The 14,536-nt window shown below is 57.7% G+C and carries 13 protein-coding genes and 1 pseudogene; 4 read left to right on the top strand and 10 right to left on the bottom strand.

What is annotated here, in order from left to right; translation table 11 throughout:
• Window positions 1–22: 22 nt before the first annotated feature.
• From spoT to Q1W15_RS21930, 4 genes are all read right to left on the bottom strand, one after another.
• Window positions 23–2,128 (bottom strand): bifunctional GTP diphosphokinase/guanosine-3',5'-bis pyrophosphate 3'-pyrophosphohydrolase, encoded by a 2,106-nt coding sequence (gene spoT, locus Q1W15_RS21945; RefSeq protein ID WP_300732391.1) that lies wholly within the window; start codon window positions 2,126–2,128, stop codon window positions 23–25.
• A gap of 60 nt (window positions 2,129–2,188) precedes the next feature.
• On the bottom strand, window positions 2,189–2,452 hold the full coding sequence (gene rpoZ / locus Q1W15_RS21940) for a DNA-directed RNA polymerase subunit omega (RefSeq protein WP_300732388.1): 264 nt from the start codon (window positions 2,450–2,452) through the stop codon (window positions 2,189–2,191).
• Window positions 2,453–2,619: 167 nt separating this feature from the next.
• On the bottom strand, window positions 2,620–3,240 hold the full coding sequence (gene gmk, locus Q1W15_RS21935; RefSeq protein ID WP_300732386.1) for a guanylate kinase: 621 nt from the start codon (window positions 3,238–3,240) through the stop codon (window positions 2,620–2,622).
• Between the two features lie 13 nt (window positions 3,241–3,253).
• Window positions 3,254–4,117: a YicC/YloC family endoribonuclease gene (locus Q1W15_RS21930; protein WP_300732383.1), complete on the bottom strand. Its 864-nt coding sequence runs from the start codon at window positions 4,115–4,117 to the stop codon at window positions 3,254–3,256.
• A gap of 265 nt (window positions 4,118–4,382) precedes the next feature.
• On the opposite strand from Q1W15_RS21930, the gene rph reads away from it, so the two are divergent.
• Window positions 4,383–5,105 carry a ribonuclease PH gene (rph, locus tag Q1W15_RS21925; RefSeq protein WP_300732380.1) on the top strand — a complete coding sequence of 241 codons (723 nt, stop codon included), beginning with the start codon at window positions 4,383–4,385 and terminating at the stop codon, window positions 5,103–5,105.
• Between the two features lie 35 nt (window positions 5,106–5,140).
• Entirely contained in the window at window positions 5,141–5,509 is a 369-nt protein-coding gene (locus tag Q1W15_RS21920; protein WP_300732377.1) for a DUF4870 domain-containing protein, read from the top strand.
• Between the two features lie 503 nt (window positions 5,510–6,012).
• On the opposite strand, the gene Q1W15_RS21915 is transcribed toward Q1W15_RS21920, so the two are convergent.
• Window positions 6,013–6,792 (bottom strand): exodeoxyribonuclease III, encoded by a 780-nt coding sequence (locus Q1W15_RS21915; RefSeq protein WP_262201981.1) that lies wholly within the window; start codon window positions 6,790–6,792, stop codon window positions 6,013–6,015.
• An 83-nt stretch (window positions 6,793–6,875) separates the two neighbouring features.
• Between Q1W15_RS21915 and pyrE the strand changes: the two genes are divergently transcribed.
• Complete coding sequence (pyrE, locus tag Q1W15_RS21910) at window positions 6,876–7,517, top strand: orotate phosphoribosyltransferase (protein WP_300732361.1); 642 nt, start codon at window positions 6,876–6,878, stop codon at window positions 7,515–7,517.
• Window positions 7,518–7,596: 79 nt separating this feature from the next.
• Here pyrE and argB read toward each other — a convergent pair whose 3' ends face one another.
• From argB to coaBC, 4 genes and pseudogenes are all read right to left on the bottom strand, one after another.
• Window positions 7,597–8,502 carry an acetylglutamate kinase gene (gene argB, locus Q1W15_RS21905; RefSeq protein ID WP_300732358.1) on the bottom strand — a complete coding sequence of 302 codons (906 nt, stop codon included), beginning with the start codon at window positions 8,500–8,502 and terminating at the stop codon, window positions 7,597–7,599.
• 25 nt (window positions 8,503–8,527) lie between these two features.
• A pseudogene (locus Q1W15_RS21900) lies at window positions 8,528–9,931 on the bottom strand (phosphomannomutase/phosphoglucomutase); the annotation flags it as partial.
• Window positions 9,932–10,002: 71 nt separating this feature from the next.
• A complete protein-coding gene (dut, locus tag Q1W15_RS21895; RefSeq protein WP_300732355.1) occupies window positions 10,003–10,458 on the bottom strand; it encodes a dUTP diphosphatase in 456 nt (151 codons plus the stop codon).
• A gap of 5 nt (window positions 10,459–10,463) precedes the next feature.
• Window positions 10,464–11,672, bottom strand: coding sequence for a bifunctional phosphopantothenoylcysteine decarboxylase/phosphopantothenate--cysteine ligase CoaBC (gene coaBC / locus Q1W15_RS21890; protein WP_300732352.1), 1,209 nt, complete (start codon window positions 11,670–11,672; stop codon window positions 10,464–10,466).
• Between the two features lie 122 nt (window positions 11,673–11,794).
• Here coaBC and radC point away from each other — a divergent pair, with 122 nt between their 5' ends.
• A complete protein-coding gene (gene radC, locus Q1W15_RS21885) occupies window positions 11,795–12,469 on the top strand; it encodes a DNA repair protein RadC (RefSeq protein WP_300732349.1) in 675 nt (224 codons plus the stop codon).
• A 3-nt stretch (window positions 12,470–12,472) separates the two neighbouring features.
• On the opposite strand, the gene Q1W15_RS21880 is transcribed toward radC, so the two are convergent.
• Complete coding sequence (locus tag Q1W15_RS21880) at window positions 12,473–14,059, bottom strand: ABC transporter substrate-binding protein (protein ID WP_300732346.1); 1,587 nt, start codon at window positions 14,057–14,059, stop codon at window positions 12,473–12,475.
• Window positions 14,060–14,536 lie beyond the last annotated feature (477 nt).

The following is a 14,536-nucleotide window of genomic DNA, read 5'->3' as shown; positions in this document are numbered from 1 at the left end:
AATGAGCGGCTTTGTGAGCGAGCTACGCACGCATGCGAGTGATGCGAATGACCCCGGCAAGGGCACGCAGTTTTTTGATCACGCGGGCCAGGTGCACACGGTCGTGTACGCTGACCACCAGCTGGACCACGCTGATGCGACCATCCCGCTCGTCCATGCTGATTTTCTCGATATTGCCGTCAGCCGCGTTGACGCTACTTGCCAGCAGCGCAATCAGGCCACGCTGATGCTCCAGTTCGACACGCAATTCAACGTTGAATTCGCCGGTCACGTCCTTGGCCCACGACAACTGAACGCATTTTTCGGGGTTATGCCGGATTTCACTGATATTGCGGCAGTTGTCCAGGTGCACAACCATGCCTTTGCCTGCCGACAGATGGCCCACAATCGGGTCACCCGGGATCGGCGTGCAGCACTTGGCGTAGCTAAGCACCAGGCCTTCAGTACCGCGAATGGCCAGCGGGCCTTCAGGGCTTGGCAATTGCTCACCTTCGCCCAGCAAACGCCGCGCCACGACGTAGGCCATGCGGTTGCCCAAGCCAATGTCCTCAAGCAGGTCTTCTGCCTGCTCAAGCCGGTATTCGCTGAGAATGGCCTGGATGCGCTCGGCCGGAATTTTGTCCAACGCACTGTTGAAACCGTTCAGCACTTTGTTGAGCAAACGCTCACCCAGGCTTACCGATTCAGAACGACGCTGCAGCTTGAGGGCATGGCGGATGTGCGTACGGGCTTTGCCGGTGACCACAAAGTTGAGCCAGGCCGGGTTGGGGCGTGCACCCGGCGCGCTGACGATCTCGACCGTGGAACCGCTTTGCAGGGGCTCAGACAACGGTGCAAGGCGGCGATTGATACGGCACGCAATGCAGCTGTTGCCCACGTCGGTGTGCACCGCATAGGCAAAATCGACCGCTGTGGAGCCTTTGGGCAACTCCATGATCCGGCCTTTGGGGGTGAAAACGTAGACCTCGTCCGGGAACAGGTCGATTTTCACACTCTCGATAAATTCGAGGGAGTTGCCGGCGCGCTGCTGCATTTCCAGCACACCCTTGACCCATTGTCGCGCCCGGGCGTGAGTGCCGGTGTGCTGCTCGTCGCCACTGGATTTATACAGCCAGTGGGCGGCGATGCCGTTGTTGGCCATTTCTTCCATTTCACGGGTACGGATCTGGATTTCGATCGGTACGCCATGCATGCCAAACAACGTGGTATGCAACGACTGATAGCCGTTGGCCTTAGGAATCGCGATGTAGTCCTTGAAGCGCCCCGGCAGGGGCTTGTACAAATTATGTACAGCGCCCAGCACACGGTAGCAGGTGTCTACTTTGTCGACGATGATCCGGAACGCATACACGTCCATGATTTCGTTGAAGGCACGACGCTTGCCGCGCATCTTTTTGTAGATGCCATAAATGTGCTTTTGGCGACCGCTCACTTCACCTTGAATGCCATCGACGGCCAGGCAGTGACTGAGCGACTCTTCAATTTTATTGACGATTTCTTTGCGGTTGCCCCGGGCACGTTTGACCGCCTGGTAAATGCGCGCGGAGCGCATTGGGTACATCGCCTTGAAACCGAGATCTTCAAATTCGATACGAATGTTGTGCATACCCAGCCGGTTGGCGATGGGCGCGTAGATTTCCAGGGTTTCCTTGGCAATGCGCCGGCGCTTTTCGCCGGATAACACTTCGAGCGTCCGCATGTTGTGCAGGCGATCAGCCAGCTTTACCAGAATGACGCGAATGTCCCGCGCCATGGCCATTGCCATTTTCTGGAAGTTTTCCGCTTGGGCTTCGGCCTTGGTTTCGAAGTTCATCTGGGTCAGTTTGCTGACCCCATCTACCAGGTCGGCAACCGTGTCGCCAAATTGCGCAACCAGCGCTTCCTTGGCAATACCCGTGTCTTCGATAACGTCATGGAGCATGGCCGCCATCAGGCTTTGATGGTCCATGTGCATATCGGCAAGGATATTGGCGACTGCCAGCGGGTGCGTAACGTAAGGTTCGCCGCTACGCCGGCGTTGGCCGTCGTGGGCTTGTTCTGCGTAGAAATACGCTCGTCGGACCAGATTGACCTGGTCCGCACTGAGGTAGGCCGACAAGCGATCGGCGAGGGCGTCTATGCTCGGCACGAGGGAGCCTCCTGCCAAAACTGTGAACCCTTCGCCGTACTACGTCGACCGGGCATAGGCTTAGTTCGCCTCGTTGTTCTCGTCCTCGAACGCTGCAAACAGCGGTTCGTCTTCGACGATTTCAGCGTTGGCGATAAACTCGTAGCTCATCAGGCCCTCTGCGATTTCACGCAGGGCAACAACGGTAGGCTTGTCATTTTCCCACTGAACCAAAGGCTCTTTACCACCGGTGGCCAGTTGGCGGGCACGCTTGGTAGACAGCATGACCAGCTCAAAGCGGTTATCCACGTGTTCTAGGCAGTCTTCAACGGTTACGCGGGCCATGGTCTTCCTCGTAGCAAATGCAATATGCGCGCTGCCCGGATGGGCGAGCGGACTCAACAGTTTAAAAAATCACCAGCGATTAGGGAAGCGCTGTTTTTTCGAGCACGCTCCCAAAACCTCTACAAGCGCCAATGTAAAGCCCTTACAGGGCCTTTGTGAAGCGTTGTTTAACCAAGCAATTCGGCCAGCAATTTACCGAAACGCTGCTGCTGGCGTTTCTGCTTTAGTCGATTGGCATGGAAAATGGCCTTCAAATCATCAAGCGCTACCGCAAAATCGTCGTTAATGATCAGGTAGTCGTAGTCGACGTAGTGGCTCATTTCACTCACGGCCTCACGCATGCGCCCGTCAATGATCTCGGCGCTGTCCTGCCCGCGGTTGTCCAGCCGGTCACGCAAAGCCTGCTGACTCGGCGGCAGAATGAAGATAGAGCGCGCCTGGGGCATCAATTTGCGGACTTGCTCGGCACCTTGCCAGTCGATTTCCAGAATCAGGTCGTGCCCTTCATCCAGGGTCTGCTGCAAGTAGCTCTGCGACGTGCCATAAAGGTTGCCAAATACTTCCGCACGCTCCAGAAAATCACCGTGCTCGATCATTTTCACGAAGTCTTCGCGCTCGACGAAATGGTAATGCACGCCGTTCACTTCACCGGGGCGCATGGCTCGGGTGGTGTGCGAGACTGAAACGCGAATCTGTGGCTCAACGTCGATCAGCGCCTTGACCAAGCTGCTTTTCCCCGCGCCGGAAGGGGCGGAAATAATGTAAAGGGTGCCAGTACTGTGGGTCATGTCAGGGAGAGCCTTACTCAATATTCTGTACTTGTTCGCGCATCTGCTCGATCAACACTTTGAGGTTGACCGCCGCTTGGGTGCTGCGCGGATCGAATGCTTTTGAGCCCAGGGTATTGGCCTCACGGTTAAGCTCTTGCATCAGGAAGTCGAGACGACGGCCGGCGGCACCGCCGGATTTCAACACGCGGCGCACTTCCAGAATATGGGTGCTCAGACGGTCAAGCTCTTCAGCCACATCGCTTTTTTGCGCGAGCATGACCATTTCTTGCTCAAGCCGCTGCGGATCCAGCTCTGCCTTCATATCGGCAAAGCGGTCGAGCACTTTTTGGCGCTGGGTGGCCAGCATCTGAGGCACCAACTCGCGCAAGGTCTCAACATCGCTTTCGATCGACGTCAGGCGTTCGCTGATCAACCGAGCCAGCTCTGCGCCCTCACGCTCGCGGCCATCTTTCAACTCTTGCAACCCTTGCTTGAACAGTGCAAGCGCCTGGGCGTTCAACGCCTGGGGGTCGCTCGCATCCGCCACCAACACACCGGGCCAGGCCAGGACTTCCAGCGGGTTGAGTGCAGCAGGCTGCTGGATGAGGCTGGCGATGGTTTCGGCCGCCGCGACCAGTTGTGCCGCACGCTCACGGTCGACCTGCAGCGGTTTGCCCGTGGTTTCCTCAGTGAAACGCAACGTGCATTCGAGTTTGCCTCGGGATATTCCCTGACGCAGAGCCTCTCGCACGGCACCTTCAAGGTCGCGGAACGATTCAGGCAAGCGCAGGTGCGGTTCCAGGTAACGGCTGTTGACCGAGCGTAGCTCCCAGCTCAGGGTGCCCTGAGTGCCAGCGCTTTCAACACGGGCAAAGGCGGTCATGCTGTGCACCATGGACGGTACCTCGCAATTCAATGAATGAAGCCTGATGGCCATTAAGGCGGCGGATTGTAACGCAGTGCAGCGGGTGCCCCAAATGACGTCTGTCGTAAAGCACTAAAGATAAAGGCCGATGGCGATGGCGGCGCGCTCTGGAAAAATGGTTGCTGCGCAGCCCTTCGGCAGCGACTGCGGCTTCAGGTGTGCGTTTTAAATGTGCCCTGATCGATCGCGGCCTTTATAATGCTCGGCAGTTTTCCGTCCCGTACAGGTATCCCACATGAAACGTCCAAGTGGTCGCGTTGCCGATCAGCTACGCTCGATCCGCATCACCCGCAACTACACCAAACACGCAGAGGGTTCTGTACTGGTCGAGTTCGGTGACACCAAAGTCATCTGCACCGTCAGCGTCGAGAACGGCGTTCCGCGCTTCCTCAAAGGCCAGGGCCAAGGCTGGCTGACCGCCGAATACGGCATGCTGCCACGCGCCACTGGCGAGCGTAACCAGCGCGAAGCCAGCCGTGGCAAGCAAGGTGGCCGCACCCTGGAAATTCAGCGCCTGATCGGCCGCTCGCTGCGCGCCGCTCTGGACATGTCCAAGTTGGGCGACATTACGCTGTACGTCGACTGCGATGTCATCCAGGCCGACGGCGGCACCCGCACAGCCTCTATTACCGGCGCGATGGTTGCTCTGGTCGATGCGTTGAAAGTCATCAAGAAACGGGGCGGCCTCAAGGGCGGCGACCCTGTAAAACAAATGATTGCAGCTGTCTCGGTGGGCATGTACCAAGGCGTGCCGGTACTCGACCTGGACTACCCTGAAGATTCGGCTGCCGAAACCGATCTGAACGTGGTCATGACCAGCTCCGGCGGCTTCATTGAAGTTCAGGGCACCGCCGAAGGCGCGCCGTTCCAGCCTGAAGAGCTCAATGCCATGCTTGCACTGGCTCAAAAAGGCATGACAGAAATTTTTGCCTTGCAGCAAGCCGCATTGGCCGATTGAGGGTCTAAACCGTCAATCATCACCCGGAGAGCACCATGAGCGAATTAGACCTTTCAAACCCTAAACCGAGCCGCGAAGCTCGAAAATGGGCCATGTTTTGTCACTTTGCAGCTTTCCTGGGGATGTGGTTTCCGTTTGGCAACCTGATCGGCCCGCTGATCCTTTGGCAGGTAAAGCGCGAGAGCGATCCCTTTATTGACGAGCAAGGCAAGGAGGCCCTGAACTTTCAGATCACGGTCGCCCTTGTCTCCGCCATTTGCTACGTGCTGATGTTCGTCCTGGTGGGTTTCGCCTTGCTTGGCCTGGTACTGATCGGCGCAGTCGTGCTGGTCGTGATTGCAGGCGTCAAGGCCAATGACGGGGTGGCCTACCGCTATCCTTTCACCTGGCGCCTGATCAAGTAACCCTGTGAACACCTGCAGCCAGAGCGTTTAGCCGCTTCTATAAAAAAAACGCTAAGTCATTGATCCTGAAAATGCATTTTTTACTCATTTTTAGGTATCGATCACTGCGGCGTACCCTTGGTTCTTTGCGCGACAGCGCGGCGTCGAAGACGGGGCCCCTCCTACGGATAGCAGAGTTTGTAGGAACGAGCTTGCTCGTGATCTTTTGATCTGGCTTTTGATCTAAAAGGGCCCCCTTAAGCCACGCTGGCCGAACGCAGGTTTTGCGCAGTGGGTAACCCGGCAGGACGCCGCAGCAATGGATAAGATTGCTGCACGATAGCGCGGCTGTCATTGAGCTTTTAAAGATCAAAAGATCGCGAGCAAGCTCACTCCTACAGGTGCCTGAAGTGCGCCCAAAAAGTTGGACGGCTTCTGTTTAGCCTCTCGCTGCCACCTTTGCTTAGGCCAAAAAAATGCCCGTATCGTTCAATACGGGCATTTTTATTGACCACGAAAAACACTTAAATCGTCAGTGTCCAGTCGTAGTCCACGATCAATGGCGCATGTTGCGAGAAGCGCGGCTGACGTGGCAAACGGGCGCTGCGTACAAAGCGGCGCAAGCCCGGCGTCAACAGTTGGTAGTCGAAACGCCAGCCCAGATTCAGCATCTCGGCTTGTTCGTTATCGGGCCACCAGCTGTACTGGTCGCCTTCACGACTGACTTCGCGCAGAGCATCAACATAGCCCATATTGCCGACAATCTCGTCCATCCAGGCCCGTTCAGGTGCCAGGAAACCCGGTGATTGCTGGCTATCGCGCCAGTTTTTAATGTCGAGCTTTTGCTGCGCCACATACAGCGAGCCGCAGTAGATGTACTCGCGACGCTTGCGACGCTGTTTATCCAGATAGCGTGCAAAGTCGTCCATCAACTTGAATTTTTGATTCAAGTCTTCATCGCCGTTCTGCCCCGAAGGAAGCAGCAAGGTCGCGATGCTGACCTTATCGAAATCGGCTTGCAGGTAGCGCCCGTAGCGATCAGCCGTCTCAAAGCCAAGCCCAGTGATGACTGCTTTCGGCTGCAACCGCGAATACAAAGCCACGCCGCCTTGGGCGGGCACTTCAGCATCGCAGGCATAAAGAAAGTAGCCATCCAGCTGGTAAGCCGGATCGTCCAATTCAAAGGCGGAGGCGCGGGTGTCCTGCAGGCAAATAACGTCGGCATTCTGAGCTTGCAGCCAACTGAGCAAACCGCGCTCGACTGCCGTCTGAATACCATTAACGTTCACACTGATGATCCGCATAAATGGCCCCAAAAATCTCGTGAGTGTATGATACACGCCGTCTTACTATTTAGCTAAATCCGCGGTATCAGGGGCTTTTTTTCATGCAAGCGTATCAGCGCGATTTCATCCGTTTTGCCATCGATCGCGGCGTTTTGCGCTTCGGCGAGTTCACCCTGAAGTCCGGGCGCACCAGCCCTTACTTCTTCAATGCCGGCCTGTTCAATACAGGTTCCGCGCTGGCTCAACTGGGGCGCTTCTATGCGGCCGCCATTGTCGACAGCGGTATTGCCTTCGACGTGCTGTTTGGCCCGGCCTACAAGGGCATCCCACTGGCTGCCACTACGGCCGTCGCACTGGCTGAGCATCATGAGCGCGACGTGCCCTGGTGCTTTAACCGCAAAGAAGCCAAGGCTCACGGCGAAGGCGGCAGCCTGGTGGGTTCGCCCCTTGAAGGCGATATCTTGATCATTGACGATGTGATCACGGCGGGCACTGCCATCCGTGAAGTCATGCAGATCATCTCGAGCCAAAGCGCAAAAGCAGCAGGCGTGCTGATTGCGTTGAACCGTCAGGAGCGTGGTAACGGTGAGCTATCGGCCATTCAGGAAGTGGAGCGCGACTTCGGTATTCCCGTTGTCAGCATCGTTTCCTTGAACCAGGTTCTGCAGTTCCTGGCCGAAGACGAAACCCTCAAGCAATACCTGCCCGCGGTTGAAGCGTACCGGGCGCAATACGGTATCTGATTGCGTTTGCGCCCTACCCGCACATAAAAAATCCCCCGCCCGGGCAAACCGGACGGGGGATTTTTTTGGCCCGACGGGCTTAAGCAGGCTTGCTGTTGGTGATCAGCGTGCCAACACCGGTGTCGGTGAAGATTTCCAGCAGCACGGCGTTCGGCACACGACCGTCAACGATATGCGCCGTGGTCACGCCGCCTTGCACCGCTTCCAGCGCGCAACGGATCTTGGGCAGCATGCCACCGTAAATGGTGCCATCCGCGATCAGGTCGTCCACTTGGGCAGTGGTGAGCCCGGTCAGCACGTTGCCTTCCTTGTCCATCAGGCCGGCGATGTTGGTCAACAGCATAAGCTTCTCGGCTTTGAGCGCCTCGGCCACTTTGCCCGCCACCAGGTCGGCGTTGATGTTGTAGGACTCGCCGTTAGGGCCCACACCAATTGGCGCGATGACAGGAATGAAATCGCCCTTGGTCAGCATATCCAGCAAATCGGTGTTGATCCCGGTGACCTCACCCACATGCCCAAAATCGATGATTTCTGGCTGCGTCATCTCAGGTGTCTGGCGGGTTACCAGCATTTTCTTGGCCCGGATCAGCGTTGCATCCTTGCCGGTCAGGCCAATCGCGCTGCCGCCATGACGGTTGATCAGGTTGACGATTTCCTTGTTCACATGGCCGCCCAGCACCATCTCAACCACATCCATGGTCTCGGAGTCGGTCACGCGCATGCCGTCGATAAAGTGGCTTTCGATGGACAAACGCTTGAGCAGGTCGCCGATTTGCGGGCCGCCACCGTGCACGACAACCGGGTTGATCCCCACGGCTTTCATCAACACGATGTCACGGGCAAAACCGGTTTTCAGGTCATCGTTCTCCATTGCGTTGCCGCCGTACTTGATGACCAGCGTCTTGCCGACGTAGCGGCGGATGTAGGGCAGCGCTTCGGACAAAACCTTGGCGACGTTGGAGGCGGCATCACGTTCGAGGGTCATTCAGGGCTCCGGTAGAACAAGTCGGTCAAAACGGTAGTGGAAGATCAGGCACGACACGCTTGAGTTGAGCGCGAAAAACGGCCTTGATGCGTTGCAGTTCGGCTTCGGTATCCGCCTCAAATCGCAGCACCAACACCGGCGTGGTGTTGGACGCGCGAACCAGGCCCCAGCCATAGGGGTAGTCGACCCGCACACCATCAAGGGTGGTCAGCTCGGCGGCTTCACCCCATTGAGCATCGTGCAGAGCCTCAATGATGCGGAATTTGCGCTCATCCGTCACATCGATATTGAGCTCGGGCGTCGAAATATCATTCGGGAAGGTCTGAAACAGCGCTTCAGCCGTGACGGACTGCCGGCTGAGGATCTCCAGCAGGCGCGCAGCGCTATAAATACCGTCATCGAAGCCGAACCAGCGTTCCTTGAAGAAGATATGCCCGCTCATTTCACCGGCCAGCAAAGCACCGGTTTCTTTCATTTTCTTTTTCATCAATGAATGGCCGGTCTTCCACATCACCGGGTGGCCGCCATGGTCCTTGATAAGCGGAATCAGGCGGCGCGAGCATTTCACATCAAAGAGGATGTCGGCACCCGGGTTACGCGCCAACACGTCCTGGGCGAACAGCATCAACAGGCGATCGGCGAACACCACCGTGCCCGCGTCCGTGACCACGCCCACACGGTCGGCGTCGCCATCAAAGGCCAGCCCGATATCAGCCCTGGTTTCTTTGACCTTGGCGATCAGGTCCCGCAGGTTTTCGGGCTTGCCCGGGTCCGGATGATGGTTCGGAAAGTGACCGTCCACCTCGCAGAACAGTGGGATCACCTCGCAATTCAAGGCTTCGATCAATGCCGGCGCAATCACGCCCGCCACGCCATTGCCGCAGTCCACCACCACTTTAAGGCGCTTGGCCAGCGTGATGCCTTGGGTTATTTCAGCGCTGTAGCGCGGCAGAATATCGACGGCAGCAATGCGGCCTTTACCCCACGTCAGGTCGTTTTTTTTCAGCCGCGTGTGCAGCGCCTGAATTTGTTCGTCGGCCAACGTATCGCCCGCGATCACAATCTTGAAGCCGTTGTAATCCGGTGGGTTGTGGCTGCCGGTCAACATCACGCCCGACTTACCCTCAAGCACGGTCGCGGCGTAATACAACGCAGGCGTTGGCACCAGGCCAACATCGCTGACATTACAGCCACTGTCCGCCAGGCCACGTATCAGGTGTTTGACCAGTTCCGGGCCCGACAGGCGCCCATCACGGCCCACCGCCACATTCTGCTCACCCTGGGCCAGGCTCTCGGCCCCCACCGCACGGCCTACCCAGTAGGCGGTTTCAGCGTTCAAGGTAGCCGGAACTACGCCACGAATGTCGTAAGCGCGAAAAATGCTGTCAGGGAGTACAGGCGGGACCGCAGCGGGGCTACTCATTGCAGGGGGACTCCACGCTCAGAGAAAACAGTAAGGCACTGAAGGCCAAGCAGAATGCCTGGCCGGGCACTGCGAAATCAGAGTTTGCCGGAGTGACCAAAACCACCCGCGCCACGCTGGCTTTCGTCGAACGCTTCGACCAGCTCAAAGTGCGCCTGCACCACCGGTACCAACACCAATTGCGCGATACGTTCGCCAATGGTGATGTTGAACGCCGTTTGGCCGCGGTTCCAGCACGACACCATCAGTTCGCCCTGGTAATCCGAGTCGATCAGGCCGACCAGGTTACCCAGCACGATGCCGTGTTTGTGGCCAAGGCCAGAGCGCGGCAGGATCAGCGCGGCAAGGCCGGGATCACCGATGTACACCGACAGACCGGTCGGGATCAGCAGGGTCTGGCCCGGTTCCAGAACGGTGTCTTCTTTGAGCATGGCGCGCAAGTCCAGGCCTGCGGAGCCCGGGGTGGCGTATTGCGGCAGCGGAAATTCGTTACCAATGCGGGGGTCAAGGATTTTGGCTTGTAAAGCGTGCATTCGAGTTAAACCTGGTTCAGACGTTCGGCGATAAAAGTGACCAACTGACGGGCAATCTTGCCCTTGCTGGTCTGGGCAAACACGGTGGCATGCAATTGACGGTCAATCACACTGCACGCGTTTTCCTCGCTGTTGAAGCCAATGCTGGGGTTCGCCACATCGTTGGCCACAATCAGGTCGAGGTTTTTGTCTTTAAGCTTGCGTGCCGCGTAGTCGAGCAAGTGCTCAGTCTCTGCGGCAAAACCCACACTGAAGGGGCGGTCAGGGCGCGTCGCAATGGTGGCCAGAATGTCGGGGTTGCGCACCATCTGCAACAACAGGCCGTCACCCTTGGCAGGGTCTTTCTTGAGTTTTTGTGGGGCAACGACTTCCGGGCGGTAATCCGCGACCGCCGCAGACGCAATAAATACGTCACACGGGATCGCCGCTTCACAGGCCGCAAGCATGTCCCGGGCGCTGACCACGTCGATACGCGTCACCCGGTCCGGCGTGGGCAAATGCACGGGCCCGGTAATCAGGGTCACACGGGCACCGGCTTCGACCGCTGCTTCGGCCAGGGCAAAGCCCATTTTCCCGGAGCTGTGGTTCGTGATGTAGCGCACCGGGTCGATGTTTTCCTGGGTCGGGCCTGCCGTGATCAAGACATGCTTGCCGGTCAGTACCAAGCGCTGAAAACACTCGGCAGCGCAATTCACCAGGTCATCGGCTTCCAGCATCCGGCCAAAGCCCACATCGCCACAGGCCTGGCTACCGGAGGCCGGGCCAAAGACTTTCAGGCCACGGCTCTGGAGCAACTGGGTGTTGGCTTGGGTCGCCGGGTCACGCCACATGGCCTGATTCATCGCTGGGGCGATGGCCACCGTCGCGTCTGTGGCCAACACCAGGGTGGTCAGTAAATCGTTGGCAATGCCCTGAGCCAGACGGGCGATCAGGTCAGCCGTGGCGGGCGCAATCAGCACCAGGTCAGCCCATTTGGCCAGCTCGATATGCCCCATGGCGGCTTCTGCCGCCGGGTCCAGCAAATCCAGGTGAACAGGGTGCCCAGACAACGCCTGCATCGTCAGCGGCGTGATGAATTCGCTGCCGCCGCGGGTCATGACCACGCGCACTTCAGCGCCTTGATCCAGCAGGCGACGAACCAGCTCTGCACTCTTGTAAGCAGCAATGCCGCCGCCGACGCCCAAAACAATGCGTTTTCGATACAGCCGCTGCATAGGCCTGCCTTTTAGTTCAATGATAACTGCGCGGAAAATGGCCAAATGCCACGCTTAAATGATCGGCTAAGATAACACAGCGCCTGCAAGGGAACAGCGGCGCTCACTCACACGGAGGTGTTATGAGTATCAGACATTGGCCCGCCGCCGAGCGGCCACGCGAGAAGCTTTTAGAGCAGGGATCGGCCAGCCTGTCCGATGCCGAGTTGCTGGCCATTTTTCTTCGCACCGGGGTTTCAGGCAAAAGCGCCGTCGACTTGGCGCGCCATTTAATCACCGAATTTGGCAGCCTGCGGGCCTTGCTCGAAGCGGACTTGAACGCCTTCTGCCGGCAGCTCGGGCTGGGGCCTGCCAAGTTCAGTCAGTTGCAGGCCGTATTGGAAATGGGGCGCCGGCATCTGGCAGAACGCTTGCGCCGGGATTCGGCCCTGGAAAGCCCGCAAGCGGTGCGCGACTACTTGAAGTCGTTGCTGCGCCACGAGCCCCACGAAGTGTTCGGCTGCCTGTTTATGGACTCCAAACACCGAATGCTGGCCTTTGAAGTGCTGTTTAGAGGCTCCATCGACAGTGCTAGCGTTTACCCACGCCAAGTGGTCAAACGCGCCTTGGCTCATAACGCGGCCGCAGTAATCTTTTGCCACAACCACCCCTCTGGCATCACCGAACCCAGCCAGGCCGACCGCATCCTGACCCAGCGCCTGACTGAGGCGCTGGATCTGATTGAGGTGCGGGCACTGGATCACTTTATCGTCGGTGACGGGGAGCCGTTTTCGATGGTCGAACACGGCTGGATGTGACGCTCACGGCTTAACACTGACCGTTGAAAAGTCCTGACGACCAAACGGGCTTACCTGATAACCCTGTACGTTTTTATTGGTGAGCGCGTAAGCCGTCGGGTGCGCCAGCGGCAGCCACAAGGCTTGCTGTTGAATCAGCGCCTGGGCTTGCTGGTACAGCGCGCTGCGCTTGTCCTGATCGGTGAGGGTTTTGCCCTCGCTGATCAAGCGGTCCAGGGTCTTGTCGCAATAACGCGCAAAGTTTGTTCCGGATTGCACGGCTGCGCAGGAAAATTGGGGGGTCAGGAAATTATCGGGATCGCCGTTATCACCGGCCCACCCCATAAACAGCAGGTCGTGTTCACCCGCCTTGGCGCGGCGGATCAATTCGCCCCACTCAATCACCCGAATATCGGCCTGCACGCCTATTTTTGCCAGGTCCGCCTGCAGCAATTGCGCGCCCAGGCTTGGGTTAGGGTTCAACACACTGCCGGTCGGGCGTGTCCAGATCGTGGTTTTAAAACCGTCTTTAAGGCCCGCCTTGGCCAGCAAGTCACGCGCCTGTTGCGGGTCATAGGCATACCCTTTCAATGCCTTGTCGTAGCTCCAGGTCGTGTCCGGAAAAATGCCGTTGGCAGCCTGCGCGCTGTCTTCGAACACACTCTTGAGGTAGGTTTTTTTGTCGAACGCCAGGTTAATCGCCTGACGCACTTCGGGCTTGTCCAGCGGCGGGTGCTGACTATTTATGGCCACAAAGGCCGTCATAAAGGCCGGTGTTTTAGCGATCGCCAATGCCGGTTCTTTGGCGGCGGCTTCAACATCCAGTGGCTTGGGCGACAGGGCGATTTGGCACTCGTTGCGCCGCAATTTTTGCAGCCGCACGTTGGCGTCCGGGGTAATGGCAAAAATCAGCGGGTCAACGTCCGGCTTTCCTGCGAAGTAATCCGGGTTGGCCTTGTAGCGCACCACCGCATCTTTCTGGAAGCGCGAGAACACAAAAGGCCCGGTGCCGATCGGCTGGCTGTTCATCAACTCAGGTTTACCGGCCTTGAGCAGTTTGTCCGCGTATTCGGCCGAGTAAATCGAGGCAAACCCCATGCTTAACGCGGGCAAGAACGTGGAGTCCGGACGGCTGAGGGTAAAGCGCACGGTCAGAGGGTCCGGCGTTTCAATTTTTTTGATCAGTTCAGGCAGTTGCAATGACTGCGCATGGGGGAAGCCGCTTTGCGCAACCTTGTGCCACGGGTTGGTCGGGTCCAGCATGCGTTCGAAGCTGAAACGCACATCATCGGCATTCAATTCACGGCTCGGGGTGAAATAAGACGTGGTGTGAAATTTGACGCCCGGGCGCAGCTTGAAATCGTAGACCAGACCATCCGGGGACACCGACCAGCTCTGTGCCAAGCCAGGCACCAGCTTGGCGGCCTGGGCATCGAACTCCACCAACCGGTTCATCAGCACGTCTGCCGAGGCATTGGTGGTGGTGAGCGAGTTGTACTGCACCACATCAAACCCTTCCGGGCTGGCCTCAGTACACACACTCAACGCGGCCGCCTGGGCCAACGGGCTCAAGCACAACGTGAGAAAAAAGGGGGCGGCAGCGAGACGCATGATCTATTTCCTTTGCAAGTCGATGAGGCCCATCTGCAAGCGCAGTCTGGAAAAGTCCTACCCTAGTTGGCTGATAGCAAAATGACTACTTTTAATACGCCTGATGGCTCGGTAAATCTGATAAATACGCTGCAAAAACGCGAAAGGGCCTTGAATTAAGCGGCTACCCGGTAGCTTCTAATTCGATTGCCGGTTTGCGTTGCGGGCTCATACCACCTGAAACCTTTCATCTCGCGACGAGCGGTTGCAGCCCACCAAACATGGGCTTTGCTCTCGGTTGGCACACAAATAGGCGATTGATTCAACGCAGCAAATCACACTGCTTGTTGTTGCGCTTTAGTCTTTCTGGTATAAAGCAGCGCTCTTTTCTAGGGGCCCGGTTCCTTCGTTTGTAGGTGTAGCCGGTAAGACCCTTAAAGAAACGCGGCGCCTAGCGCCAAATGACTGAGAGATTAAGCGGCCAACCCATGCCGGGTT

Origin of the sequence: Pseudomonas sp., from assembly GCF_030150285.1 — a bacterium.
GTDB lineage: Bacteria > Pseudomonadota > Gammaproteobacteria > Pseudomonadales > Pseudomonadaceae > Aquipseudomonas.
The sequence above is the reverse complement of the archived record's forward strand: the minus strand, read 5'-3'. Positions and strand labels throughout refer to the sequence as shown.

Excerpts from the sequence above, each read along its gene's own strand:
- rpoZ (WP_300732388.1), bottom strand. The coding sequence starts at position 2,452 with ATGGCCCGCGTAACCGTTGAAGACTGCCTAGAACACGTGGATAACCGC.
- gmk (WP_300732386.1), bottom strand. The coding sequence starts at position 3,240 with ATGACCCACAGTACTGGCACCCTTTACATTATTTCCGCCCCTTCCGGC.
- Q1W15_RS21930 (WP_300732383.1), bottom strand. The coding sequence starts at position 4,117 with ATGGTGCACAGCATGACCGCCTTTGCCCGTGTTGAAAGCGCTGGCACT.
- rph (WP_300732380.1), top strand. The coding sequence starts at position 4,383 with ATGAAACGTCCAAGTGGTCGCGTTGCCGATCAGCTACGCTCGATCCGC.
- Q1W15_RS21920 (WP_300732377.1), top strand. The coding sequence starts at position 5,141 with ATGAGCGAATTAGACCTTTCAAACCCTAAACCGAGCCGCGAAGCTCGA.
- Q1W15_RS21915 (WP_262201981.1), bottom strand. The coding sequence starts at position 6,792 with ATGCGGATCATCAGTGTGAACGTTAATGGTATTCAGACGGCAGTCGAG.
- pyrE (WP_300732361.1), top strand. The coding sequence starts at position 6,876 with ATGCAAGCGTATCAGCGCGATTTCATCCGTTTTGCCATCGATCGCGGC.
- argB (WP_300732358.1), bottom strand. The coding sequence starts at position 8,502 with ATGACCCTCGAACGTGATGCCGCCTCCAACGTCGCCAAGGTTTTGTCC.
- dut (WP_300732355.1), bottom strand. The coding sequence starts at position 10,458 with ATGCACGCTTTACAAGCCAAAATCCTTGACCCCCGCATTGGTAACGAA.
- coaBC (WP_300732352.1), bottom strand. The coding sequence starts at position 11,672 with ATGCAGCGGCTGTATCGAAAACGCATTGTTTTGGGCGTCGGCGGCGGC.
- radC (WP_300732349.1), top strand. The coding sequence starts at position 11,795 with ATGAGTATCAGACATTGGCCCGCCGCCGAGCGGCCACGCGAGAAGCTT.
- Q1W15_RS21880 (WP_300732346.1), bottom strand. The coding sequence starts at position 14,059 with ATGCGTCTCGCTGCCGCCCCCTTTTTTCTCACGTTGTGCTTGAGCCCG.